This is a genomic window from Rhizobium sp. MHM7A, from assembly GCF_005862215.1.
Classification (GTDB): Bacteria; Pseudomonadota; Alphaproteobacteria; order Rhizobiales; family Rhizobiaceae; genus Rhizobium; species Rhizobium bangladeshense.
In genome coordinates this window covers 52,727-74,750 of sequence record NZ_VCHT01000006.1, presented here as the reverse complement: position 1 = coordinate 74,750, position 22,024 = coordinate 52,727, and the positions used below count along the sequence as shown (strand labels likewise).

Sequence of the window (22,024 nt, the reverse complement as noted above, 5' to 3'; positions counted from 1 at the left end):
GAGTTATTTTGCCGACTCGATGACCTTGATCGCGTCTGCCTGCGTGTATTCCACATTGGCCACGCCGCCGGCCTGAGTGTTGGCAAGGTTCGTTTCGAGGTTGTCCTGGTCGATGCGCAGGAAGGGCACGACGAGGTCCTTCTTGACCTGCTTGCCGTCAAGGATCTGTTGGGCGACCCAGAAGGCGAGCGTGGAGACACCGGGCGCGATCGATACGGACATGGTCTCGTAGCCCTTCGCGTCCTTCTGCTCCTTCCACCACTTCAACTCATCTTCGCGGTTGCCCATGATAATGATCGGCATCTTCCGGTCGGTTGCGGCAATCGCCTGTGCTGCCCCATAACCATCGCCGCCCTGCGTTACAACGCCAACGATCTCGGGCAGGCTCGGCAGGATGCCGGCGACGGCCTTCTGCGCGACGTCTTGCGCCCAGTCTCCGTGAACGGAGCCGACAATCTTGAACTGCGGGAACTGCTTGACGCCCTCATGGATGCCGGCCGAGATCTCGTCGTCGACGAAGACGCCGGCAAGACCGCGGATCTCGAGCAGATTGCCACCCTGCGGCAGCTTCTTCGACAAGTACTCTACCTCGCTCCGGCCCATTTCCTTGAAGTCGACGGCGATGCGCCAGGCGCAGGGTTCGGTCACGATGCCGTCGAAGGAGACGACGGTTATGCCCGCGTCGCAGGCTTCCTTGACCGCGCCGTTCAGCGCAGTCGGCGAGGCAGCATTCAACACGATTGCGTCATAACCCTGCAGGATCATGTTCTGGATCTGCGCCGCCTGTTCGGTCGCCTGGTTCTCGGCCGTGGTGAAAGGATCAGCTGCGGCAACCACGCCAGCCTTTACGGCTTCGCCCGTCACCTTGCTCCAGCTTGTCAGCATGGCTTGGCGCCAGGAGTTCCCGGCGTAATTGTTGGAAAGAGCGATCTTCTTGGCCGACGTGTCGGCAAAGGCGGAAACGGGCATGGCGGCGCAAGCAATAGCGGCCGATGCCAGAAGCATCTTACGGATTGTCATGTCTTCCTCCCTCATGATCGCGCCGGTCGGCGGATCGCTTCACTCCTGCCGGCTGAGTCGGGCCTGAGTGAAAATTGTTCTTGCACTGAGCTTCCTCCTCTCAGTAATGGCAGGATGCGGGAGATCGGCCCGCCTGTACAGGGGCAAGGCGGCAACTCGTTTGCGGGTTTTGCGCGATAAGCTGCGGGTTTACGCAAGACGGCAGCCCATTCGCGGGCGCTTACTGGGAATGATCACGCGGTTGAGGAGCCTGTCGTGACGGGGAGGAACTGACAATGCTGCATCTTGCACCGGCAGCCCTGTTCGAACACTATCTCGGCATCTCCCGGCTGCTCGCCGGTCAGCTCGACTTCCGCTCGGCCATCCGTTCCGTCGCGGCCGAGGTCGCCCACATCATCCCGCACGACCATCTCGATGTCTGCGTGCTGCTCGAAGGCGGCAACTATCACACGGCCTATGAGACGGGCATCGAGACCGCCTGGGGCGAGATTGCCGGCGCGCCTGTCGTCAACAGCCCTATCCGTTCGCTCCTGAGAGGTGAGGTCGAATTTCTGCTCTCGGACGACGCCATGAAAGATCCGCGCTTCCATTTCGAGGGCGCGTTCAAGCGGCCGATCGTCGAGCAATCGTTGAGGAGCCGGCTGCATGTGCCGATGAAGGTGCAGGGGACGATCATTGCAGCACTTTCCTGTTCCTCTCACCGAGCGGGCGCCTATACGATGGAGGACGTCGAGCGCGCCCGCATCATCGCCGACCTGCTGACGCCCTATTTCTTCGCGCTGCAGGCAGCCGAGCATGCGCAACGCTCGGCTATCGTCGAGGCAGAGGCGCGTGCTCGCGAGGAAGGGCTGCGCCAGGGTGCGCTGAAGCTGACGGAAGCGCTGGAGCAGGAACGTCAGCGGATCGGCATGGACCTTCACGACCAAACGCTCGCCGACCTGACGCGGCTTGCCCGCCGGATCGATCGGCTGTCGCGCAACGGCGAGGTGACGCCCGAAGCGCTCGAACCCGTCTCTCGGTCCCTGCAGCATTGCATGCAGGATCTGCGGCAGATCATCGAGCAGGCAAAACCTTCCGTGCTCCAGCTGTTCGGCCTCGCCCAGGCGATCGAACATCATCTCGACCGATCGACCCGCGACACCGGCTCGGGCATCGAATGGGGCCTTGTCGATGAGACGAACGGCGCGCTGGAAAGGCTGGAGCCGACCGTCAGCGTCGCCTTGTTTCGCATAGCGCAGGAGGCAATCAACAATGCCGTGCGCCATGCCGCGCCGCTGGCGATCATGGTGCGGCTCGAAGCCAACGACGAACAGCTGTCGATCGAAATCTCCGACGACGGCACCGGGCTCGCCAAGGCGCGGGGGCGCATCGGTGGCGGCATCGACAATATGAAGACGCGCGCACGGCTGATCTCGGCGCGCTTCACGACCGGCCCCGGTCAAAACAATCGCGGGACCGCGGTGCGCGTCGTGCTGCCCTTGGCGCCGAACGCCCCAGGGGGCGAGCCAGACTGAGGAGAAAGACACGATGAAGGTTCTGATTGTCGAGGACGACCCGCTGCACCGGTCCTATTTGCACGAAGCTGTCAACGCTGCCCTGCCGGAGTGCGATACGGTGATCGAGGCGGAGAACGGAACCGTCGGTGAAAAGCTCGCGCGCGACCACAAGTCGGCGCATATCGTCATGGATCTGCAGATGGCGAGCCGCAATGGCATCGAGGCGGCGCGGACGATCTGGAAGGAGCGGCCGGAGACCCGCATCCTATTCTGGTCGAATTATTCGGACGAGGCTTATGTGCGCGGCGTCTCGCGCATCGTTCCGGATGGCGCGGCCTATGGCTACGTGCTGAAATCCGCCTCCGACGAGCGGCTGAAGCTTGCGCTGCGCTCGATCTTCATCGAGAGCCAATGCGTCATCGACCGCGAGGTGCGGGGCCTGCAGCAGAAGAGCCTCGGTCAGACCAACGGCTTCACCGATTCCGAATACGAGATCCTCGTCGACATAGCCCTCGGCCTGACCGACCGGGCCATTGCCAAACGCCGGAACCTGTCGCTGCGCAGCGTGCAGAACCGCCTGCAGCAGCTCTACGACAAACTCGACGTCTATCAGACGGCCGGCGATGACCACGAGGACGGCCGCTTCAATCTGCGCGCCCGCGCCGTTACGATCGCTTTCCTGCGCAAACTCCTGAACTACAGCGCTTTGGAACGGGCGGAGGCGGAATTGCAGGAATGGCTCGACGGAAAATAGTTTCCGACCTCCGTCGGACACGGGAGGAATCCTCAGCCAGAAATTGGCGGAACGCGAGAAGTTCGCAGGGCTGTGCACGGCCTTTGGGGAGCGACGCATACGGGACTGCTGGTCGGGCAAAGGTATCACGAAGCGGTAAAACTCATCATCGCCTGGCTGAGCCGCTTCGATGCAGACGAGTCATGAGACTCCTCCGCGGCCAACTAGCAGGCTGAAGCTCAGCCCTCCACACCGAGCCTCGCCAGCAGGCGACCGACATAGGCTTCCAGGCCGCCCACCATATCGAAGCGATCGGGATCGCGCAGCCAAAGCATCTGCAGGCCGTCCATCACGGCGATCAGTTCCGCTGCCATGACTCTGCCGTCGATCCCGTTGTCGATCGAGCCGTCGGCGATGGCTTGCTCGAATGTTGCAGCGATGTCATTCTCCATCTGGATGGCGCGATCGAGAAACCACGCTTTGGCGGGGTGGTCCTTCATCAGGCTCTCGGCATTAAGAATGGCGAAGGCTCGAACGACCTCGATCATTTCAGCGTTGCGACGGAAGACGTCGACCATGCCCGTGAGCAGGCCGCGAAGACCGGAACGATAATGTCCGATGAAATCCGCGCTTTCGACGTCGCGCTTGGCGAGGACGGCGAGCAGCAGATCGACCTTGGTCGGGAAGTGGTGCAGCAAGCCGGGCAGTGACAGGCCGACATCACCGGCAATATCCGCGATCGCGGCATTCTGATAGCCGTCCTCGGCAAAACGCCGCATCGCCGCTGTCAGGATTTCCGCGCGACGCTCCTCTCCCTTGCGGGACCGGCGCCGTCTTTTCTCTTCCTGTCCCGTCTGCTGTCCTGCCATCGTCTCCTGATTCACCTCTGTCACACCGCCATCGAGTTTCCGGGCCGCCCCAACCATACATCAGGCTCCACAGGTTGACATCTTAAAAATACCGAGTAATCGGTAGGTTTAATGATGGAAGTGACCATGGTGGGTCCGTCCGAAACTCTGACTTCACTCAAGGGAGGTTCGCATGATCGATTCCATTCTCGACAAGATGACTCTCGAGGAGCAGGTCGCCCTTCTATCAGGCGCCGATTTCTGGACGACTGTTCCCGTCGAGCGCTTAGGCGTGCCGAAGATCAAGGTGACGGACGGACCGAATGGAGCGCGTGGTGCGGGCTCGCTGGTTGCCGGCGTCAAGGCGACCTGCTTTCCTGTCGGCATTGCACTCGGCGCAACCTGGAATCCCGATCTCGTCAAGCAGATGGGCGTGGCGCTGGCGCACCAAGCAAAGAGCAAGGGTGCCGCCGTGCTGCTCGCACCGACGGTGAACATCCATCGCTCCGGGCTCAACGGCCGCAATTTCGAATGTTATTCCGAAGATCCGATGCTGACAGCCGAGCTGGCCGTCGCCTATATCGCGGGCGTGCAAGGCGAGGGGGTCGCAGCGACGATCAAGCATTTCGCCGGCAATGAATCGGAGATCGAGCGGCAGACAATGTCTTCCGACATCGACGAGCGGACACTGCGCGAAATCTATCTGCCGCCCTTCGAGCAGGCCGTCCGCCGCGCCGGCGTCCTGGCCGTCATGTCCTCCTATAACCGCTTGAACGGCACCTATACGAGCGAACACCATTGGCTGCTGACCAAGGTGCTGCGCCAGGAATGGGGCTTCGACGGCATCGTCATGTCCGATTGGTTCGGCTCGCACTCCACCGCCGAGACGATCAATGCCGGCCTCGATCTTGAAATGCCGGGGCCGGCGCGCGATCGCGGCGAGAAACTCGTTGCCGCCGTGCATGAGGGCAAGGTCGAGGCTGCGACGGTGAGGGCGGCGGCGCGGCGGATCCTGCTGCTGCTCGAGCGAGTCGGCGCGTTCGAGGGTGCACCGGATCTCACGGAGCGGGCAATCGATCTGCCGGAAGACCGGGCGCTGATCCGGCGTCTCGGCGCCGAAGGCGCGGTCCTCCTCAAGAATGACGGCATCCTGCCGCTTGCCAAGACCTCGCTCGACCGGATCGCCGTCATTGGGCCGAATGCCGCGAGCGCCCGTGTCATGGGCGGCGGCAGCGCGCAGATCGCGGCGCATTATACGGTGAGCCCGCTCGAAGGCATTCGCGCTGCTCTTTCCAATGCCAACAGCATCAGCCACGCCGTCGGATGCCGCCACAACCGCCTGATCGACGTGTTCAAGGGTAAGATCAAGGTCGAATATTTCACGGGGCGCGGCTGCAAGGGCGATCCCCTTCACGTCGAGACCGTCGACAAGGGCGAGTTCTTCTGGTTCGAGTTGCCGGCCGGCGAACTCGATCCGGCCGATTTCTCGGCCCGGATGACGATGCAGTTCGCGCCGGAGGAGAGCGGCGAACATGTTTTCGGCATGACCAATGCCGGACTGGCGCGACTCTTCATTGATGGCGAGCTTACCGTCGATGGCCATGACGGCTGGACGCGCGGCGAGAATTATTTCGGCACCGCCAATGACGAACAGCGGGGCACGATGACCCTCGAAGCCGGCCGGTCCTATGAGGTCATCGTCGAGTATGAGCCGTCCACGGCGAGCGAGGAGGGCATCAATCTCATTGCCGTCCGGTTCGGCGTCGAAAAACCGCTCGGCGAGGCCGATATCGAGGGCGCCGTCGAAACGGCCCGTAATGCCGATGTGGCGCTTGTCTTCGTCGGCCGCGATGGGGAGTGGGACACCGAAGGACTTGATCTGCCCGACATGCGGCTCCCCGGCCGGCAGGAGGAACTGATCGAGAAGGTTGCTGCTGCCAACGCCAACACCGTGGTCGTGCTGCAGACCGGCGGTCCCATCGAGATGCCCTGGCTAGGCAAGGTCCGCGCCGTCCTGCAGATGTGGTATCCCGGCCAGGAACTCGGCAACGCCGTCGCCGACGTGTTGTTCGGCGATGTCGAGCCCGGCGGCCGCCTGCCGCAAACCTGCCCGAAGGTGCTGACCGACAATTCCGCCATCACGGGCGATCCCGCCGTCTATCCCGGCAAGGACGGGCATGTGCGCTATGCCGAAGGCATCTTCGTCGGCTACCGCCATCACGATACGCGCGAAATCGAACCTCTCTTCCCCTTCGGCTTCGGCCTCGGCTATACGAGTTTCCGCTGGAGCGAACCGCAGCTCTCGGCCCGACAAATGGGTCCCGAAGGCATAACCTTCAGCGTCGACGTCACCAATACAGGCGACCGTCCCGGCTCGGAGCTGGTCCAGCTCTATGTGCGCTCGCCGAGAGCGAAAGTGGAACGGCCGGACAAGGAACTGCGCGCCTTCGCAAAGCTCTCGCTGCAACCGGGCGAAACCGGCACGGCCGTCATGAAGATTATGCCGCGCGATTTGGCCTACTTCGATATCGAGGTCGGCGCCTTCCGGGCCGAACCGGGTGGTTATCAGCTGGTTCTGGCGGCAAATGCCGCGGACATAAGATCCGTGATCGACCTGCCGTCGCCAGCCGGTTACGTGCTGCCGCCGTCTTCCGCATGATACTTGTGGAAATGGCCGGCGTCAGTCGAATTAGGTGAATGAAAACAGCGCCCAAAAGGCTTTCCAGCCTGTCGGATAAAGCAGGCCAAAATTTTTGGACTCTCCTCTTGAATCGAAAATCGTGCGAAACCAGATCATTTCCGTCGGCAGCGCAAAAGCGGGCCGATGATCAGAGCGGAGACGCAGGTTTCCGACGCGTCTCCACCCCATGTTGCTTTACGGAGGATATGGCTATGAGAAACGAACTTGACTTCGCCCCCCTTTATCGGTCCAGCATCGGCTTCGACCGTGTCTTCAATCTCCTGAACAATGCGCAGCGCCTGCAGGCGATCGATTCGTGGCCGCCCTATGACATCGTCAAGACGGGCGAAGACGACTATCGCATTCAGATGGCGGTTGCCGGTTTCGCCGAAGGCGACCTCGACATCACCCAGGAGCGGAATGTCCTTCTGGTGAAGGGGCAGAAGGCGGAAGGGCAGGAAGGCGAATATCTGCATCGCGGCATCGCCGGGCGCGCATTTGAACGCCGCTTCGAACTCGCCGATCACGTCAGGGTCGAGAATGCCTCGCTGACGAATGGTATTCTCTCGATTGCGCTGAAGCGTGAAGTTCCCGAAGCCATGAAGCCGCGCAAGATCGCCATCGGAGAGGGCTCCTTTCAGCAGGCGCCTCTTCAGATTGAAGCCGAGCGTCAGGTGGCTTAAGGAGAGCTTCTCCATGAAGTCCCGGATAAAGCCGTTCATCGTTGAGATCAGGAAACGACGCGGAAGCAGCGCGAAAAGTGCGGATAAGCCTCTATTTTCGAAGTCGCTAGGCAAGCTCCGAAGCGTGACCGCGGTCTCTGAAGCGCGGTCCTGAACAGGGCCTTCACGTGAACAAGGGCCGGCGCGGTATGGCCGGCCCTTGCCCGGCTTTTGTTGCGGGCCCTGAAAAGACGCAGGCCCACCCTGCAATCAGACCGCATCTGGCTGGGTGCGCAGATTGGTGACGACGCGCCGGTTCTGCACCTTGCAGGAGCGCTCTGTGCAGTCGCGGACTTCGCGGTCATTGCCGTAGCCCTTGGCCCACATTCGCTTGGGGTCTACGCCTTTCGAGGCAAGATAGGCCATCGCCGCATCGGCACGTTTCTGTGAGAGCGTCTGCATTTGGGAGGCGGAACCGGAATCGTCTGCAAACCCTTGCAGCTTGAGCAGCCAGGTTGGGTTCTGGTTGAGCCATGCCGCCTGGTTATCCAAGGTTGCCATGGCGACGGAATCGAGCGCGGCGGAGTCCTGCTTGAAGTAGATCCGTCGGCCGACATTGAGAATGAAATCCTCCTCGCTGCCAGCCGCGACGTTCTCGAAACCGGGCGCGGGGTCGTTGGTCTGACCGGTCATCGGCACAGCAGCCGGCTCTTCCAGGGAGGCGACCTCGGTGGTCGAGCAGGCGGCGAGCGCCAAGAGCATGGCCGCGCCGACAAGGCGCTTCGTATAGCCTGTTATAGCAGACATCGGGGTGATTTCCTCATTCGACCGGGGTTGCCTGGCTCAGCTCCGCATTGCCCGCCTGGTCGGCAATATGCGGCAGAACCTGAACAGCAGTGCCAATGGGGCAGCGCTGGTAAAGATCGATGGCGTCTTCGTTGAACATGCGGATACAGCCGCTGGAGGCATCCTTGCCGATGCTCCATGGCTCCAGTGTGCCGTGGAACCTATAGCCGGTGTCGACGCCGTCGCGATGCAGATACATTGCGCGGGGGCCGAGCGGATTCTTCGGTGAGCCACCCGCGACGAACTCCGGCAGTTCGGGATGGCGCTTGCGCATTTCCGGCGGCGGCGTCCAGCGTGGCCAAAGCGATTTAGCGTCGATCGTGGCGCGACCGAACCATTTAAAGCCCTCGCGGCCGACCCCCACGCCGTAGCGGATGGCGGTCTTGTTCTCCATGATCAGGTAGAGAAAATGATGCCTTGTATCGACGACAACGGTGCCGATCGGCTCGCTGCTGAAATATTTGACCACCTGGCGGTGCCACCGCTTGTCGATCTTCGCGAAATTGGTGCTGCGAAATGTCACGCCGCTGTCGACGGCCGTGCCACCGAAATAAGAAGATGCCGCCGCGACTGCCGGTTTTCGGACGGCGCCGGTCCCAAGCAACGCCAATCCACCAAGCACAATACTCCTGCGAGTGCACACCATCGGCCAATTTCCCCCTCAAAGCCAACAAGCGAGTGGCAGTAAACCAGATTTTTTATCTGCCTCAACAGAAAACTCTACTCCTTGCCATGATTGATATCGAATTGGGGTATCCCAAGGCCGCGTTGTTTCGTTCGTTACTTCGAGTTGAATAAGGTTATACCGCGCTCCGCGATGGATAGGAAACGCGACCTACCCGGTCGAAAGCCATGGACAGTTCCACTGACGATCTCGTCTGCAGGCACTCAAACTCTGATAGCTGACCCGTCCCGACCTCACTCGCAGAAGTTCCGTGCGCCTGCTCTTGGATTGGACCACGCCCTTCGGGACTTTCCAGTATCGAGGCAGCGTGCAACCTGTTCGGGAATAGCGTACACGGATAGATGATCGGATAAAGATGACAAAAACAATCATATTATGTTGACAAGGTCAATTTCGCTCCATAGGTTCCGCCCGCATCCGTGACGCAGGGACCAAGCAATGCCGCGTGTTTTTTTGAACGTTTCTAATAATCTACCAGAAATTTATAGAGAGACCTTATTTGCCTCGACAGCGATCTTCCTGATCGGCGTTGCCATATCGCCGGCCTTTGCCCAGAGCGCCTCCGCAGATGCCAACGCGACTGCGCTGGAACCGATCGTCATTCAAGGTGCATCCTCAGATAGCAAGACCGACCGAACATCAGTCACGGCCAAAAACAGCTCGGGCGCGACCAAGATCAGCACCCCGCTGGTCGAGACACCGCGTTCGATCTCGGTGACGACGGAGAAGGAAATCGAGCAACGCGGCGCACAGACCGTCATCGAGGCGGTGCGTTATACGGCCGGCGTGACGACGGGGCCGAACGGCTTCGATCCGCGTTTCGACCAGATTTACATTCGCGGCTTCAACGTCACGACGGTCGGGGACTTTCGTGACGGACTGCGCCAACCCTACATCAACTACGGGATGTTCCGCACCGATCCCTATCAGCTGCAGCGCGTCGAGGTGATCAAGGGCCCGGTTTCCGTTCTCTATGGTGCGGGATCGCCGGGCGGCCTCGTCAACAAGATATCGAAGCTTCCGACCGAGGAGCCGATCCGCGAAGTCGGCATTAGCTACGGCACCGAGGACCGGCTGCAGGGAATGTTCGATTTCGGCGGGCCGATCAGCGAAGGCAACGACGATTTCCTTTATCGCATCGTTGGCCTCGCCCGCCGCGGCGATACTAATTTCGACATTGCCGACGACCGCTACTTCCTCGCGCCGTCCTTCAGCTGGAAGCCTGACGAGGGCACGACTTTCACGGTATACGGTCTGGCGCAATCGGACGAAACCGACTCCAACGTCGGAGCGATCACGACCTTGGACGGCAAGATCCACGAGCTCAGGGCGAGCGATCCCGACTACGACTACCAGAAGGTCAAGCAGCAGCAGGTCGGTTATCAGTTCGAGCATGAATTCGACAACGGGCTGACCTTCCGGCAGAACCTGCGATACTCGCATCTCGATTTGGAGGCCCGCTATCTCGGCGTTACCGGCTGGAGCGGAACCGTCGCGCATCGTGGCACCAATGCGATCCGGGACGAAATGAACGTTTTCCAGATCGACAATCAGCTCGAGGCGAAGTTCGATACAGGCCCGCTTGCCCATACGATGCTGTTCGGGCTCGACTACACCAATCTTCAGTCGAGCTTCGGATATGGCGCCGGAGCCGCCGATCCGGCGTTCGACTTCGATATCGCCAACCCGACTTATGGAGTCTCGGGCGCTACGCCGGACTATAGTATCTTGGCTTCCGTTGCCGACATGCGGCAGGTCGGCATTTACGCCATGGACCAGATCGAGGCCGGAAACTGGCGCTTCAACCTCGGCGGCCGGCAGACCTGGGTGAACCAGACGCGCGATGCGACCTTGCCCACGGTCAGCTCGGAGGAAGTCGACAAGAACGCCTTCTCCTGGCAAGCCGGGGCGCTCTACCTCTTCGACAACGGCGTTGCTCCCTTCGTCTCATATGCCACCTCGTTCGATCCGGTGAACAATCGCTCGCAATCCGGCAAGATCCTGGCGCCGACAGAGGGTGAACAATACGAGCTCGGTGTGAAATACCAGCCGCCCGGCTCCGACATTCTCCTGTCGGCCGTTGCCTATCACATCGTCGAAAAGAACAAGCCGGTACTGGTCGATCCGGTGATGTTTGCTTATGGCTCGATCGGCGAAGTAACCGGAAAGGGCATCGAACTTGAAGCCCGGGCGGCGGTAGCCGATGGCTGGGATCTTATTGCGGCCTACACTTACAACCAGTCGGAAGTGACGGGAGGCGGTGTAAACGAGGGCAATACGCCAGCCTTGACGCCCTCGCATGTCGCAAGCCTCTGGGCCAACTATACCTTCCAGGAAACCAATCCTTTCCATGGTCTGTCAGTAGGCGCGGGCGTCCGTTATGTTAGCGAGAACTGGACGGATACGGCCAATACGTCGAAGAACCCCTCGAGCTTCTACATCGACGCGTCCGCCGCTTATGATTTCGGCGCGGTCGACAAGAAATACGAAGGCCTGACGGCGGCCTTCAATATCCGCAACATTGCCGATGAGCGGGACACCGTCTGCAACGAGGGCTTCTGCTATCTCGGCCAGGGCCGCAACATGACCGCAACTCTGAAGTATCGGTGGTAACGGCATGGCGGTGGAGATGAACGGGGCGGTCTCTCGCTCTTCGATCGCCGATCATCCTGTCGCCCGCCAGGCGGTCGGCCTCGATGGCCTGGTTGGTGATGGTCCGTTTTCTTATTGCCGCGGCAAGCTGCTGGCTTCTCCGCCACCAACCGGGATCATCGTTCTCTGCAGCGAGCTCGGCGACCGGGACATCTTTGACGGCATCATCGCTCGCTATGGGCAAAAATTTCCGGGCAGCGATCGCCGCGCGATCGTCTCCATGTGGACGCTCTATTATTTCAGCATGCTGACGATCGCTCCGAGCGTCCACATGTTCGTGAACCGCATCGCCTTGCCAATGGAGATCAACCGACTGTCTTTCGTCTGTAATGAGCAGACCGGCGAACCGGAAGCATTCGTGCTGTCTGGCATGCCCGAACCGACCACCGACCCAGCCGGTGAGCTTCACCGGCTGATGCTCGGCCATGCCGAGCCCGTCATCGCCGCGATCGCCGCTAATGCCGGCGTCGCGCCGAAGCTTCTCTGGAACAATGTCGCGGCCTACCTCTCCTGGATTCTCAAAGAGATCGCTCATCGCCACGAGCCCGCCCTCGTCGAGGGCGGCATGACGCTGCTCGATGATGCGCACTGGCCGGGCGGCGCGCGCAATCCGATGTTCGGCATGATCCGCACCGCACGCCAGCAATGCGGGCTCGAATTCGCCCGCCGCAAAGTCTGCTGCCTGCGCTATAACCTGCCGGGTGTCGGCGGTTGCGGCGAAGCCTGCCCCCTGCCCGACGGACGCCACTAAGGCATAATGCGACCGCCGCAACTCAGGCGGTTTTTGCCAGTTCGGCATATCTCGACGGAGGCATTCCGACGAAGCGGGTAAATGCCGTGCTGAACGCGCTTGCTGAACCATAGCCGACCCGCTCCGCGATTTCCTGAATTCCGAGATCTCTATGCCTTAACAGGTTCTTGGCGAGCGCCATCCGCCAGGACATCAGATATTCCATCGGCGCCATGCCGACGACGCGGCGAAAGCGGTTGAAGAATGCAGACCGTGACAGTGCGGCTGCCTCGGCAAGCTGTTCCACCGTCCACTCTCTGGCTGGATTTTCATGCAATCGACGGATGGCGAAGACGAGACGTCCGTCGTTCAGACCTCGCAGGATTCCGACCGAGGCCGTCTCTTCGCCGGTCGAGCGCAGCGCCTCGACAAGCAGCACTTCCAAGAGCCGGGCAAGGATCATGTTTCTTCCTGGCCGCTCGGTCCGGGCTTCGTCCGTCAGTAGCTGGACGATAGCGGAAAGCCGCTGATCGTTGCTGATGTGGACGAGGCGCGGCAGCAAGGAGACCAGCAGGGCGGCATCAGGCGAACCGAAGGCGAAGTGACCGACGAGCAGTCGCGCATTCGCAACTCCTTCGGGCTCGCCGTGCCGTGTCTCATCAGGAAATACCGTGACAGTGAGGGGGGCGATTTCAGCGGATGGTCCGCTGTCGAGGCTCGACATCGTGAATGAAGAGGCGGCCGGGATCAGCATGAAGTCTCCCTGGCGGAGAATGATGTGATCGTCCTTGGTGCTCAGCAGGCAGGCACCTTCCATGACCACGCAGTAAAAGGGTTGCCCCGTCTCGTGGCGTTCAACGCGCCAGGTTCCCGCTCCGCTGACAACCTTCGAAAGGTGCGCCGCCGGCTGCAATAGTGTGACTATCTCCGCCAAGGGGTCGCTCATCGATACTCCTGATAACGAAATTCGGACATTGCATCATAGGCAGTATCGATGGTCGCCGTCTATATCTAGGCGGTCAGCATAATAGGAGACAGAGATGAAAACCGTTCTCATTACAGGGTGCTCGTCGGGATTTGGCGCTGAGATCGCCAGGTTCTTCTGGGGCAAGGGCTGGAAGGTGGTCGCCACCATGCGCGCACCGCGCGAAGACATTCTACCACCATCGGAGAACCTCAAGATCATCGCGCTTGACGTGAGAAGCCCTGAAAGCATCCGAGCTGCGCTTGATGTGGCCGGTCCGGTGGACGTCTTGGTGAACAACGCCGGCATCGGCTGGCTCAACGCGGTCGAGGGGACGCCGATGGATATTGTCCGCGATATTTTCGAGACGAATACGCTCGGCACAATCGCCATGACGCAAGCGGTCCTGCCGCAGATGCGGGAGAGGCAGGAGGGGGTCATCGTCAATATCACGTCGAGCGTGACGCTGAAGCCGCTTCCGCTCCTCTCGGTCTATACGGCCAGCAAGGCAGCGGTGAATGCCTTTACCGAGTCCGTTGCGCTCGAGCTCGAGCCGTTCAATGTGCGCGTGAGGATCGTTCTTCCAGGGCGGGCGCCGGATACGCGGTTCAGTGAAACGGCACGGACGCGAATGCAAAAGCAGGGCGGCTTCCCCGAGGCTTACTCCTCCGTCGTCTCGGACGTGTTCGCGTCTTGGGAGCAGCAGCCCGAAACTGCCTTGACCAAGCCCTCCGCTGTCGTCGAGGCCGTGTGGCGCGCCGCGAAGGATCCGTCCTCTCCGATACGCATTCCCGCAGGAGCCGATGCCGAGGCATTGGCCGGCTGACCGGACGCGAAGCCGCATGGCTCAAAACGGCTTCACGGATACTTGTCTCGAGGGGCGGGGGCGCCTCTCACGGTCGCCGGCGCAGAACAATCAACAGCATCGGGGCTCCCACAAGAGCCGAAATCAAACCGGCGGGGACCTGATAGGGGAAGGCGATCATGCGGCCGGCCCAATCGGCGATGACGAGCAGGATCGCTCCGATGAGGGCGGCGGCGAGGAGTTGGATGGAGGGCCGGCGGAGGCCGAGCCCATGGGCGAGGTGCGGCGCCATCAACCCGATGAAGCTCAAGGGGCCGACCACAAGTGTGGCCGCTGCCGTCATGATCGCCGAGAGCCCGAACAGTACCGCTCGGGCGGGAGCGATCCTGAGGCCGAGTTCGCTCGCCGTCTCCGGCCCGAGTTGCAGGAGGGCGAGCCATCGGCTGGCGAGAAAAGCCGCCACGAGGCAGGCAAGGGCGATCGAGAGAGCACTCACGGCAACCGTGTTGTCGACAAAATAGGTCGAGCCCGCCATCCAGCGGATAAGCGCCAGGCCGCGGGGGTCGCCGCCTGCGGCAAGGACGCCGATGCCCGCGTCAAGGATCGCGCCGAAGGCAATGCCGGCGAGCAGCACGCGGTTCGGGCCAAAGCCGGAATGGGCGCTCAAGAGGAAGATCAGCAGCAGCACGCCAAGCGCGCCGCCGCCGGCAAAGGCAAGCTGAACCGTCAGCCCCGGCGCGGCGAAGGCGAACATGGCGGCGGCGACGCCGAGCGTCGCCCCAGCCGACACGCCGAGAACCTCGGGGCTCGCCATTTCGTTTCCGGTCAGCCGCTGCAGAATGAGGCCTGTCACGCCGAGCACGGTTCCGGCGCCGAAAGCCGCGGCGACGCGCGGCAGGCGAAGGGGAAGGATTTCCTCCCACGAGGTGGCCGGAAGCCAAGCCCAGGCACCGTCGGTGGCGCGCCCGAAAAAGATCGCCGCAATCGCTAATGCGACGACGGAGAGAAGAAGCAGGGCAAGCGATGCCGCCGCGCTGTTGCCGAACACGAGCCGCGGCGAGGCCATGCCGGGCAGCGCGCGCGAGGCCGTCGCAAGCCGCGGCAGGAGCGCGATGAGGATCGGCCCGCCGAGCAGTGCGGTCACCGCTCCCGTTGGGACGAAATCGCCGGGAGCAAGAAGCTTGATCGACTCGTCGGTCAGGAGCAGAAGGCCGGCACCTGCGATGGGCGACCAGATCAACTGGCTGAGGACGCGTGTTGCGCCGGCCAGCCTAACGATCTGCGGCGCGACCAGGCCGATGAAACCGATGACGCCGACGGCGCTGGTGACGAGGGCGCTCAGCGCAATCGCGATCGCCATGATCAAGCCGCGCGCCCATTTGATCGGCAGGCCGAGGCTCGTCGCTCCGGCATCGCCGAGCTGGCTGAGCGCCAGCGGTCTGGTGGCGATAAGGGCAAGAGCGGCGAGCAGCGCCACCTTAGGCAGCAGCGAGGTCGGGATTGACCAGCTTTGCTGCGACAGCGACCCGGCGCCCCAGATGAAGATCCCCGAGAGATATTGATCGTTCATCAGAATGAGGATGGCCGCCGCAGCCCCGCACCAGAGGCCGATGATCATGCCCGACAGGATGAGCGAAAAGGGCGAGAAGCCGTGCCGGGCGCTGATAGAAAAGATGGCGAAGGCGGCAGCGGCGCTTCCTCCGAGCGCTACCGCGTCGCGGCCCCATCCCGTCAGTGAGGGGAAGGCGAGCATGACGGATACCAGCGCCAGATTGGCGCCGGCCGAAACGCCGAGCGTCGTTGGCGAGGCCAGAGGATTGCGCAGCACCTGCTGCAGGATCGTTCCCGAAAGTGCGAGGGCGGCTCCCGCGATCAGGGCCGTGACCATGCGCGGAAGCGTCGAATGGAGAAGGAGAAGGTGCTGCGCGTCGTAACTGCCTCTCGCCTCCAGATGCGGCAGCGCCGGTCGGAGATCAACGGCGGCCAGGCTGAGGCCAGAAAACAGCAGCAGCACCGCAAGTGCGGGCGCGCCAAAGCGGGAAGATTGCGCTTTCATCGGGCGGCAGTCTCCAGAACATCGACCATTATGGTCGAAAAGCGCAAAGCCTCCTGGACCATCCCAAACATCAGGACGCCTGGCACGACCGAGATCCGCTGCCGCCGGACGAAGGGAAGGCTGGTCCAGAGCGGGCTTTCTGAAAGGCGGGTCAGGACATCGGGCGGCAGCAGCGGCGACACGACGACGAGATGGGCCTCCTCATCGAGATCGGCGAGCTGTTCCAGGCCGATTGTTCGAAATCCCCAATAGCTGGCCTCCCCTTTCCAGGCATTCTCGAGGCCGATGCGTCTCATGGCGCCGCCGTAAAGGCCGGGGCCGCCATAGATGCGCGCATGTCTCTGGTCGATGAAGTTGATAACGGCGACAGGAGGCGCGGACAGGCTCTTGACCCGCTCGCGCAGCCGGCCGAACGTGGCGTCGGCGCTGGCGAGAAATGCCTCCGCTTCCTGCCTCCGCCCGATCATGGCGCCGAGACGCAGCGTCTCGACGTAGGCGCGGCCGAGCGCCTCGCCGTTTTCGGCATAGACCGTGAAAGTCTCCACGGGCGCGATGCGAAACAGCTTTTCATCGAGCGCCGCAAGGAACGGCGTGCTGAGGATGAGCGATGGCCGGAGGCTGGTGAGGACTTCGAGATTGATCTCCGACGTGGTGCCGATATCGACGACGCCTTGCGGCATGGTCGGCTCGACGACCCATTCCGACCAGTTCCGCAGCGAGGCGATGGCACGCGGCACGCTGCCGAGCGCCAGCATCGTCGATGCCAACCCGTAATCGAGCGACACGACGCCACTATCGCCTGCGCGCGTGATAGTGGGTGCGCCCGTTATCGCCAGCGCGCCCAGAAGAAAGTCACGTCGTCTCAAAGCGCGGTCTCGCTCGGCTGCGCCCCAGCGAGCGGCTTGACCATGAACAGGCATGGATGGTCCTCGTGCCAGAGCCTGGGAAAAACTTCGGCCCTGACGAAGCCGTTCCGGTCATAGAAGCGCCGCGTCGCCTCGAATTGCGGTTCGTCGCGGCCGCGTGGCGCGAGCGTCTTGACTGTCAGCAGCCGGGCGCCCGATTCATGGGCGAAGCGTTCGGCCGCATCGACGAGATGTCGCCCGGCGCCCTGGCCGTGATATTCGGGCCTTGTCGCGATCAGCGCGATCTCGACCGCGCCGGGCAAATGCGGCTTGAGAGCGATCATGGCAGTAACGACATCCGCCTCGATATAGCCGAACACCGGCAGATCTTCGACCGCCTCGGCGCTTGCGTCGATGACCTCTGGTTCCGAAAACCAGTCGGGCAGGGCCTTCATGATCGATCGGCAGAGCTCGGCCTTACCACTCAGGATCTCAACTGTTCGTCCCATATTTTCTCGTCTCCAGCCGGTCGATTTAAACTTGACTCCTGTTATCACCTTAAATTAGACACTGCAATCACATCGTGTACCTTTGTGCAAAAGGCAACACCGAGGCCGAACCGACCAGCAACGACAGAGCCTGATTTTCCATTTGTAAAAAGGGTACAGGACATGCGAGCATCGCATCGTGATGTGAACGGAAATGCGGTTGTCAACGCGATGATCGAAAATAAGGAAAAGCTCCTTAAGACGATTGAAAGCGTTGTTAAATCAAGGTCATATTCTGAGGATATATTTCAGGACGGAGTGATCAAAGCTTACGGGGTGAACGTCGAAGGCATTCGTTGCCCGATTGGTTACGCATTCAGGATGGTCTACAACCTCGCACTGGACGAGAGCCGCCGCCGGCGTCAGCAAATGAACAACTATAGGTCGATAGATCAGGTGCAGGAGATTACGGCGCCGATCCCGACGGTGCTCGATCAGCTGGTCGCAGCCGAGACCCTGCGCGATGTGCTTGCCTCGCTCGAGGCGCTGCCGAAGCGAACCAACGACGCCTTCATCCGCCACCGCCTGAACGGCGTGCCGCAGAAGGATATCGCGGCCGAACTCGGCGTATCGCGGACGCTTGTCAATTTCATGATCAAGGCGGCGGAACAGCATTGCCATTCGGCGATCACGGAACCCGCCCACCCCGATCAAGAGCATCGGCAGGATCTTACCGCCTCGCGGCGTGCAGCGCCTGCTGCAGGTCGCTCCAAAGCAGTTCCGGTTCTTCCAGCCCAACAGCGAAACGTATCGTCTGCTCGCTCACGCCGAACCGGATGAAGGTGGTCATCCGGTCGGGGATCTGCAGTGCGACCTTGGCCGGTACGACAAGCGTTTCCGGCCCTCCCCAGCTGACGCCAAGGCGGATCTCGCGAAGCGCGTTGACGAAGCGCGCGACATCGATGTCGGGCGTGAGGTCGAAGGCGAAAAGCCCGGCATAACCCGACAGCGTCGCCCGGCCGGGATGATCCTGAAAGGCCGGGTGGCGAACGCGGGCGATGGCGGAATGCTGTTTCAGTCGGTCGGCGAGCAGAAGCCCGCTGCGCTCATGTTCCTTCAGCCGGACCCGAAGCGTGCGCATGCCCCGCAGCAGGAGCCAGGCCTCGAAGGGCGAGAGCTTGGCGCCGACATAGGGATAGGAGGTGGAGTTGATCCTGGCAATCGCCTCCTTGGAGCCGACGACGACGCCGGCGACCGTATCGCTATGGCCGCCAAGATATTTCGAGGCGGCATGAATGACGATATCGACGCCGTGCTGGATCGGCTTCTGAAAGAGCGGCGTCGCCCAGGAATTGTCGATGACGGTCGCCACACCGGCCTCCTTCGCCATGGACGACAGCGCCACGATGTCCTGAAGCTCGAAGACGAAGGAGGAGGGGTTTTCGAGATAGAGCAGCTTGGCGCCGGGCAGCGCCTTGCGCACCTCGTCATGGTCGGAGGGATCGACGAAATCCACCGTGACGCCGAGCCTGCCGAGCAGCTTCACCAGAAGGCGATAGACGTCGTTATAGAGGTGGCGGACCGCAACGACCCGATCGCCTGCTTCGACGAGGCTGAGAATCGTCGAGGTGATGGCGGCCGTTCCGCTTGAGAAGGCGCGGCCATCCTCCGCGCCTTCGAGCCGCGCGACCAGAAGTTCGAACTCGCGGACGGTCGGATTGTCGCCGCGCGAATAGATGAAGTTGCGCGCCCGGCCGGCGAAGACATCCTCCATCGCCTCGTAACTGTCGTAGGTGAAGAGCGACGTCTGAAAGATCGGCGGCGAGACGGCATTGAATGCCGCCGGATCGATGGGCGTGAAGAGATCGTCGGCGGCGGCATGGGCGCCAAGGTCGCGTGGGCTGAACGACTGGTTCATCGTAATCCTCTCATGGACAAAAGCTGGGATGGGGACGGATGGAGGTCAGCCGGTCGGCTGAGCTCTGCCGGAGCGCGCCGAGCGACCGCGCCAGGCAGAAGCATGACAGCAGGCCGGTAAGCGCCGAGGCCAGGAACATGGCTCCGAGCAAGCCCGAAAAACCGAAGAAGGGCGGCAGGAGCGCAAGCAGCGGAAAGAGAAGATATCCGTTCTGCGCCAAGCCGACCGCGATGGCAGCTTTCGGCCTGCCCTGCGCCTGGAAGAGGATCAGCACGGTTTGCCTGATGCCGAACAGCAGGAAGGGAAAATGAGTTGCGACGATCGCCTGCCCCGCGATCGAAACGACGGATGCATCGTCGGTGAAGAATGAGGCAAGGTGTTCGGAGAAGAGGATTGCCGTCAGTCCATAGAGGCCGCCGACCGCGCTTGTGACTGCGCAGAGCAGGCGGGCTGCCAACAGCACCCGGTCGATGTCGCCGCGGCCCCAGGCGAAGCTCAAGATGGACTGTGCCCCGAGCGAAATGCCTATGACAGGCAATGCGCCGACCCCAAGCAACCGTAAGGCAATCCCGACCCCGGCAATGCCGTCTTCACCGCGATAGGTGCCGGCAACCGACAGGATCCCGGCGATTGCGCCGGCCGTTGCGAGGCTCGTCAGTGTTGTCGGCGCGCCAACGGCAAGGACCGGCCGGAGATGCCTGACATCGCCGAACCGCCAGCCGAGCGTCAGCCGGATCGTCCCGAGCCGCCTCGCATGATAGGCGCCATAGATTGAGAGCGCCACCAACTGCGACAGGATCGTCGCGATCGCAACCCCCTGAAGGCCGAGGCCGAAGCCGAAGATCATGATCGGGTCCAGGATGATGTTCAGCGCGAAACAGGCGACCAGCGTCCACATGCTGAAGCGGGCATTGCCCTCGGCGATCGCCAGAAAATCGAGAATGATCTGCGCCATCGTCAGCGGGATCGAGACCGCGATGATGAGGAGATAATGCTGCGCAAGTGGCTCGATCGCGGCCGTGGCGCCGAACAGCAGGAAAGATGGGAACGCAATGATTGCGACGGCGCTTGCCGCTCCGAAGGCGATGCCGGCGGCAAGGCTGACGGAGGCCAGGGTCCCGGCTCTCGATCGATCGCCGGCCCCGAGCGCCCGCCCGACCTCGGTCGCCACACCGACACCGATGCCTTCGCCGAAAGCGGCGACGAGCATGAGGATCGGCAGCACGATCATGATCGCGGCGATCTGATCTTCGCCGATCAAGCCGACGAACACCATGTTGATCGTATGGTGCGCGGCATTGATCGACAGGCCGAACATGGCGGGCAGGCCGAGCCGCAGCAGCAACCTGAAAAGTTGCGGGCTGGCAAGGTCTTCGGGGGCAAGCCGCCATTTCCGCAGCCTGCCGCTCATTTCGCTCATGTCGTTCATGATGCGGGGACCCACAGATGATCGCCGAAGAAGCGCTCGCGGGTCAGCATCACCAGAAGCGCACGCTTGTGCGGAAAATCGAAATGCTTGACCTTGGCAAAGCCCGAGCGGTCGAGATTGCGGATCTGCTGCTCATGGCTGGCGCGCGGTTCACCGACGATGCGTTTGGTGCGGGGATCGTCGAGGAAGATGAAATGCATCAGCGAAGGAAGCCACGCGCTGATCCACTTTTTGCCGCGATAATCCGGCTCGCCGATCGCCACATGCCATCCGCGATCGTAGTCGTCGGCATCGTAGAAGGGACCGAGCCGGTTCTCCTTCGCCCAGTAGACTTCGAAATAGCCAAAGGGGATATCGGCGAAACTGCCGATCAGCGGCAGGACATGCGGATCGGCGATCCTCTCCTCCAGGATCTCCCGGTGCTTGTCGATCGAACCGGCATCCTCCCAGATCGTGTTGACCTGCTCGTCGTTCATCCAGCGGTGGAAGGCCGCAACATCGGTCTCCGGATCGGCCACCCTGAAGCTGATGTCCCGCTCCAGCCAGGGGATGAAGCGCTGGTAAACCGTGCCCTTGGGCTTTGCCGGCCGGCGCGGATGATAACGGCCTGCGGTCATCTGCTGCACCGGCGGCAGCGGATAAGTTAGCTGCGGCAGCCACAGCGACGGCCATTGCCACATGATCGCGGAATCGAGCTTTCCTGCACTCGAAATATGTCTTGGAAGGCTTGCCTGATGCCCTTCGAAGGTGACCGACTTGATCAACCGATTTTCCGCCGTCACCGCTTCGGCGGCCGCCATCAGAAGCTCTGCCGATTGTACGGGATCACCGTGGTAGAAAGTGATCGTTGCGATGCCGGCTTCGACCTCGAAGGCGGCCTCATGGTGCCCGTGCGCGGTCTTCAGGTGGACGAGATTGGGGGCGAGGCTGACATAGCTGCGCGCCTGCAGAGCCCGCCTTTGTTTGGCGGCGTCGAAATCCATGATGTTCTCCTTGATCGGCAGGGCTTTTGATGTTGCGAGCATGTAGCCCGCTCCTGCGCCGATTTGGTAGAATGACGATCCATCTCCGGGCCGATTTAGGGTTAAGCGAAGAAAAAAATTCTCATCAATTTTCTAAACTCCAGCTGGCGAGATCCGTCATTTGCGCAAGACGTCAATCTCTGCA

19 protein-coding genes and 1 pseudogene are annotated in these 22,024 nt (G+C 61.8%); 9 read left to right on the top strand and 11 right to left on the bottom strand.

What is annotated here, in order from left to right; genetic code table 11:
* Window positions 1–3: 3 nt before the first annotated feature.
* Complete coding sequence (locus FFR93_RS20505; RefSeq protein WP_064708497.1) at window positions 4–1,020, bottom strand: ABC transporter substrate-binding protein; 1,017 nt, start codon at window positions 1,018–1,020, stop codon at window positions 4–6.
* A gap of 275 nt (window positions 1,021–1,295) precedes the next feature.
* On the opposite strand from FFR93_RS20505, the gene FFR93_RS20500 reads away from it, so the two are divergent.
* The 3 genes and pseudogenes from FFR93_RS20500 to FFR93_RS41535 form a co-directional block, all read left to right on the top strand.
* A complete protein-coding gene (locus FFR93_RS20500) occupies window positions 1,296–2,534 on the top strand; it encodes a GAF domain-containing sensor histidine kinase (protein ID WP_138394553.1) in 1,239 nt (412 codons plus the stop codon).
* 13 nt (window positions 2,535–2,547) lie between these two features.
* On the top strand, window positions 2,548–3,270 hold the full coding sequence (locus tag FFR93_RS20495; protein WP_064708499.1) for a response regulator transcription factor: 723 nt from the start codon (window positions 2,548–2,550) through the stop codon (window positions 3,268–3,270).
* A gap of 78 nt (window positions 3,271–3,348) precedes the next feature.
* Window positions 3,349–3,456: pseudogene (locus FFR93_RS41535) on the top strand (alpha/beta hydrolase); the annotation flags it as partial.
* A 32-nt stretch (window positions 3,457–3,488) separates the two neighbouring features.
* Here the strand turns inward: FFR93_RS41535 and FFR93_RS20485 are convergent.
* Complete coding sequence (locus tag FFR93_RS20485) at window positions 3,489–4,118, bottom strand: TetR/AcrR family transcriptional regulator (RefSeq protein ID WP_064712421.1); 630 nt, start codon at window positions 4,116–4,118, stop codon at window positions 3,489–3,491.
* A gap of 172 nt (window positions 4,119–4,290) precedes the next feature.
* Between FFR93_RS20485 and FFR93_RS20480 the strand changes: the two genes are divergently transcribed.
* Window positions 4,291–6,756 carry a beta-glucosidase gene (locus FFR93_RS20480; protein WP_138394552.1) on the top strand — a complete coding sequence of 822 codons (2,466 nt, stop codon included), beginning with the start codon at window positions 4,291–4,293 and terminating at the stop codon, window positions 6,754–6,756.
* A gap of 233 nt (window positions 6,757–6,989) precedes the next feature.
* Window positions 6,990–7,460, top strand: a complete 471-nt coding sequence (locus tag FFR93_RS20475) for an Hsp20 family protein (RefSeq protein WP_138394551.1) — start codon at window positions 6,990–6,992, stop codon at window positions 7,458–7,460.
* Window positions 7,461–7,709: 249 nt separating this feature from the next.
* On the opposite strand, the gene FFR93_RS20470 is transcribed toward FFR93_RS20475, so the two are convergent.
* On the bottom strand, window positions 7,710–8,246 hold the full coding sequence (locus tag FFR93_RS20470) for an OmpA family protein (protein WP_064712310.1): 537 nt from the start codon (window positions 8,244–8,246) through the stop codon (window positions 7,710–7,712).
* Window positions 8,247–8,259: 13 nt separating this feature from the next.
* Window positions 8,260–8,931, bottom strand: coding sequence for a L,D-transpeptidase (locus FFR93_RS20465; protein WP_138394550.1), 672 nt, complete (start codon window positions 8,929–8,931; stop codon window positions 8,260–8,262).
* A 477-nt stretch (window positions 8,932–9,408) separates the two neighbouring features.
* On the opposite strand from FFR93_RS20465, the gene FFR93_RS20460 reads away from it, so the two are divergent.
* Together FFR93_RS20460 and fhuF are read left to right on the top strand one after the other, a co-directional pair.
* Complete coding sequence (locus FFR93_RS20460) at window positions 9,409–11,583, top strand: TonB-dependent siderophore receptor (RefSeq protein ID WP_138394549.1); 2,175 nt, start codon at window positions 9,409–9,411, stop codon at window positions 11,581–11,583.
* A 4-nt stretch (window positions 11,584–11,587) separates the two neighbouring features.
* The gene (fhuF, locus tag FFR93_RS20455) at window positions 11,588–12,373 is read left to right on the top strand and encodes a siderophore-iron reductase FhuF (protein WP_138394548.1); all 786 of its coding nucleotides are present in this window, start codon (window positions 11,588–11,590) and stop codon (window positions 12,371–12,373) included.
* A 22-nt stretch (window positions 12,374–12,395) separates the two neighbouring features.
* Here fhuF and FFR93_RS20450 read toward each other — a convergent pair whose 3' ends face one another.
* Window positions 12,396–13,298: an AraC family transcriptional regulator gene (locus tag FFR93_RS20450; RefSeq protein ID WP_138394547.1), complete on the bottom strand. Its 903-nt coding sequence runs from the start codon at window positions 13,296–13,298 to the stop codon at window positions 12,396–12,398.
* A 94-nt stretch (window positions 13,299–13,392) separates the two neighbouring features.
* On the opposite strand from FFR93_RS20450, the gene FFR93_RS20445 reads away from it, so the two are divergent.
* Complete coding sequence (locus FFR93_RS20445) at window positions 13,393–14,142, top strand: SDR family oxidoreductase (protein ID WP_138394546.1); 750 nt, start codon at window positions 13,393–13,395, stop codon at window positions 14,140–14,142.
* 67 nt (window positions 14,143–14,209) lie between these two features.
* Here FFR93_RS20445 and fhuB read toward each other — a convergent pair whose 3' ends face one another.
* Genes fhuB through FFR93_RS20430 form a run of 3 tightly spaced genes read right to left on the bottom strand, consistent with a single transcriptional unit; the run spans window position 14,210 to window position 17,531 of the window.
* Window positions 14,210–16,177 (bottom strand): Fe(3+)-hydroxamate ABC transporter permease FhuB, encoded by a 1,968-nt coding sequence (gene fhuB / locus FFR93_RS20440; protein ID WP_138394545.1) that lies wholly within the window; start codon window positions 16,175–16,177, stop codon window positions 14,210–14,212.
* Window positions 16,174–17,007 carry an iron-siderophore ABC transporter substrate-binding protein gene (locus FFR93_RS20435; RefSeq protein WP_138394758.1) on the bottom strand — a complete coding sequence of 278 codons (834 nt, stop codon included), beginning with the start codon at window positions 17,005–17,007 and terminating at the stop codon, window positions 16,174–16,176. Before FFR93_RS20435 ends, fhuB begins: the two co-directional genes overlap by 4 nt.
* Before the next feature lie 32 nt (window positions 17,008–17,039).
* Window positions 17,040–17,531: a GNAT family N-acetyltransferase gene (locus FFR93_RS20430; RefSeq protein ID WP_138394544.1), complete on the bottom strand. Its 492-nt coding sequence runs from the start codon at window positions 17,529–17,531 to the stop codon at window positions 17,040–17,042.
* Window positions 17,532–17,693: 162 nt separating this feature from the next.
* Between FFR93_RS20430 and FFR93_RS20425 the strand changes: the two genes are divergently transcribed.
* On the top strand, window positions 17,694–18,350 hold the full coding sequence (locus FFR93_RS20425) for a sigma-70 family RNA polymerase sigma factor (RefSeq protein ID WP_138394543.1): 657 nt from the start codon (window positions 17,694–17,696) through the stop codon (window positions 18,348–18,350).
* On the opposite strand, the gene FFR93_RS20420 is transcribed toward FFR93_RS20425, so the two are convergent.
* The 3 genes from FFR93_RS20420 to FFR93_RS20410 are packed head-to-tail and all read right to left on the bottom strand — an operon-like array spanning window position 18,241 to window position 21,840.
* Window positions 18,241–19,428, bottom strand: a complete 1,188-nt coding sequence (locus FFR93_RS20420; protein ID WP_138394542.1) for a PLP-dependent transferase — start codon at window positions 19,426–19,428, stop codon at window positions 18,241–18,243. The genes FFR93_RS20425 and FFR93_RS20420 overlap by 110 nt on opposite strands.
* A gap of 10 nt (window positions 19,429–19,438) precedes the next feature.
* Entirely contained in the window at window positions 19,439–20,857 is a 1,419-nt protein-coding gene (locus tag FFR93_RS20415; RefSeq protein ID WP_138394541.1) for an MATE family efflux transporter, read from the bottom strand.
* Entirely contained in the window at window positions 20,854–21,840 is a 987-nt protein-coding gene (locus FFR93_RS20410) for a GNAT family N-acetyltransferase (RefSeq protein WP_171049234.1), read from the bottom strand. Before FFR93_RS20410 ends, FFR93_RS20415 begins: the two co-directional genes overlap by 4 nt.
* Between the last annotated feature and the right edge of the window lie 184 nt (window positions 21,841–22,024).

Bases quoted from the DNA above. Each gene is read 5' to 3' on its own strand.
- FFR93_RS20415 (WP_138394541.1), bottom strand. From the start codon at position 20,857: ATGAACGACATGAGCGAAATGAGCGGCAGGCTGCGGAAATGGCGGCTT.
- FFR93_RS20460 (WP_138394549.1), top strand. From the start codon at position 9,409: ATGCCGCGTGTTTTTTTGAACGTTTCTAATAATCTACCAGAAATTTAT.
- FFR93_RS20485 (WP_064712421.1), bottom strand. From the start codon at position 4,118: ATGGCAGGACAGCAGACGGGACAGGAAGAGAAAAGACGGCGCCGGTCC.
- FFR93_RS20505 (WP_064708497.1), bottom strand. From the start codon at position 1,020: ATGACAATCCGTAAGATGCTTCTGGCATCGGCCGCTATTGCTTGCGCC.
- FFR93_RS20500 (WP_138394553.1), top strand. From the start codon at position 1,296: ATGCTGCATCTTGCACCGGCAGCCCTGTTCGAACACTATCTCGGCATC.
- FFR93_RS20480 (WP_138394552.1), top strand. From the start codon at position 4,291: ATGATCGATTCCATTCTCGACAAGATGACTCTCGAGGAGCAGGTCGCC.
- FFR93_RS20430 (WP_138394544.1), bottom strand. From the start codon at position 17,531: ATGGGACGAACAGTTGAGATCCTGAGTGGTAAGGCCGAGCTCTGCCGA.
- FFR93_RS20470 (WP_064712310.1), bottom strand. From the start codon at position 8,246: ATGTCTGCTATAACAGGCTATACGAAGCGCCTTGTCGGCGCGGCCATG.
- FFR93_RS20425 (WP_138394543.1), top strand. From the start codon at position 17,694: ATGCGAGCATCGCATCGTGATGTGAACGGAAATGCGGTTGTCAACGCG.
- FFR93_RS20495 (WP_064708499.1), top strand. From the start codon at position 2,548: ATGAAGGTTCTGATTGTCGAGGACGACCCGCTGCACCGGTCCTATTTG.
- fhuF (WP_138394548.1), top strand. From the start codon at position 11,588: ATGGCGGTGGAGATGAACGGGGCGGTCTCTCGCTCTTCGATCGCCGAT.
- fhuB (WP_138394545.1), bottom strand. From the start codon at position 16,177: ATGAAAGCGCAATCTTCCCGCTTTGGCGCGCCCGCACTTGCGGTGCTG.
- FFR93_RS20465 (WP_138394550.1), bottom strand. From the start codon at position 8,931: ATGGTGTGCACTCGCAGGAGTATTGTGCTTGGTGGATTGGCGTTGCTT.
- FFR93_RS20475 (WP_138394551.1), top strand. From the start codon at position 6,990: ATGAGAAACGAACTTGACTTCGCCCCCCTTTATCGGTCCAGCATCGGC.
- FFR93_RS20445 (WP_138394546.1), top strand. From the start codon at position 13,393: ATGAAAACCGTTCTCATTACAGGGTGCTCGTCGGGATTTGGCGCTGAG.
- FFR93_RS20410 (WP_171049234.1), bottom strand. From the start codon at position 21,840: ATGGATTTCGACGCCGCCAAACAAAGGCGGGCTCTGCAGGCGCGCAGC.
- FFR93_RS20450 (WP_138394547.1), bottom strand. From the start codon at position 13,298: ATGAGCGACCCCTTGGCGGAGATAGTCACACTATTGCAGCCGGCGGCG.
- FFR93_RS20420 (WP_138394542.1), bottom strand. From the start codon at position 19,428: ATGAACCAGTCGTTCAGCCCACGCGACCTTGGCGCCCATGCCGCCGCC.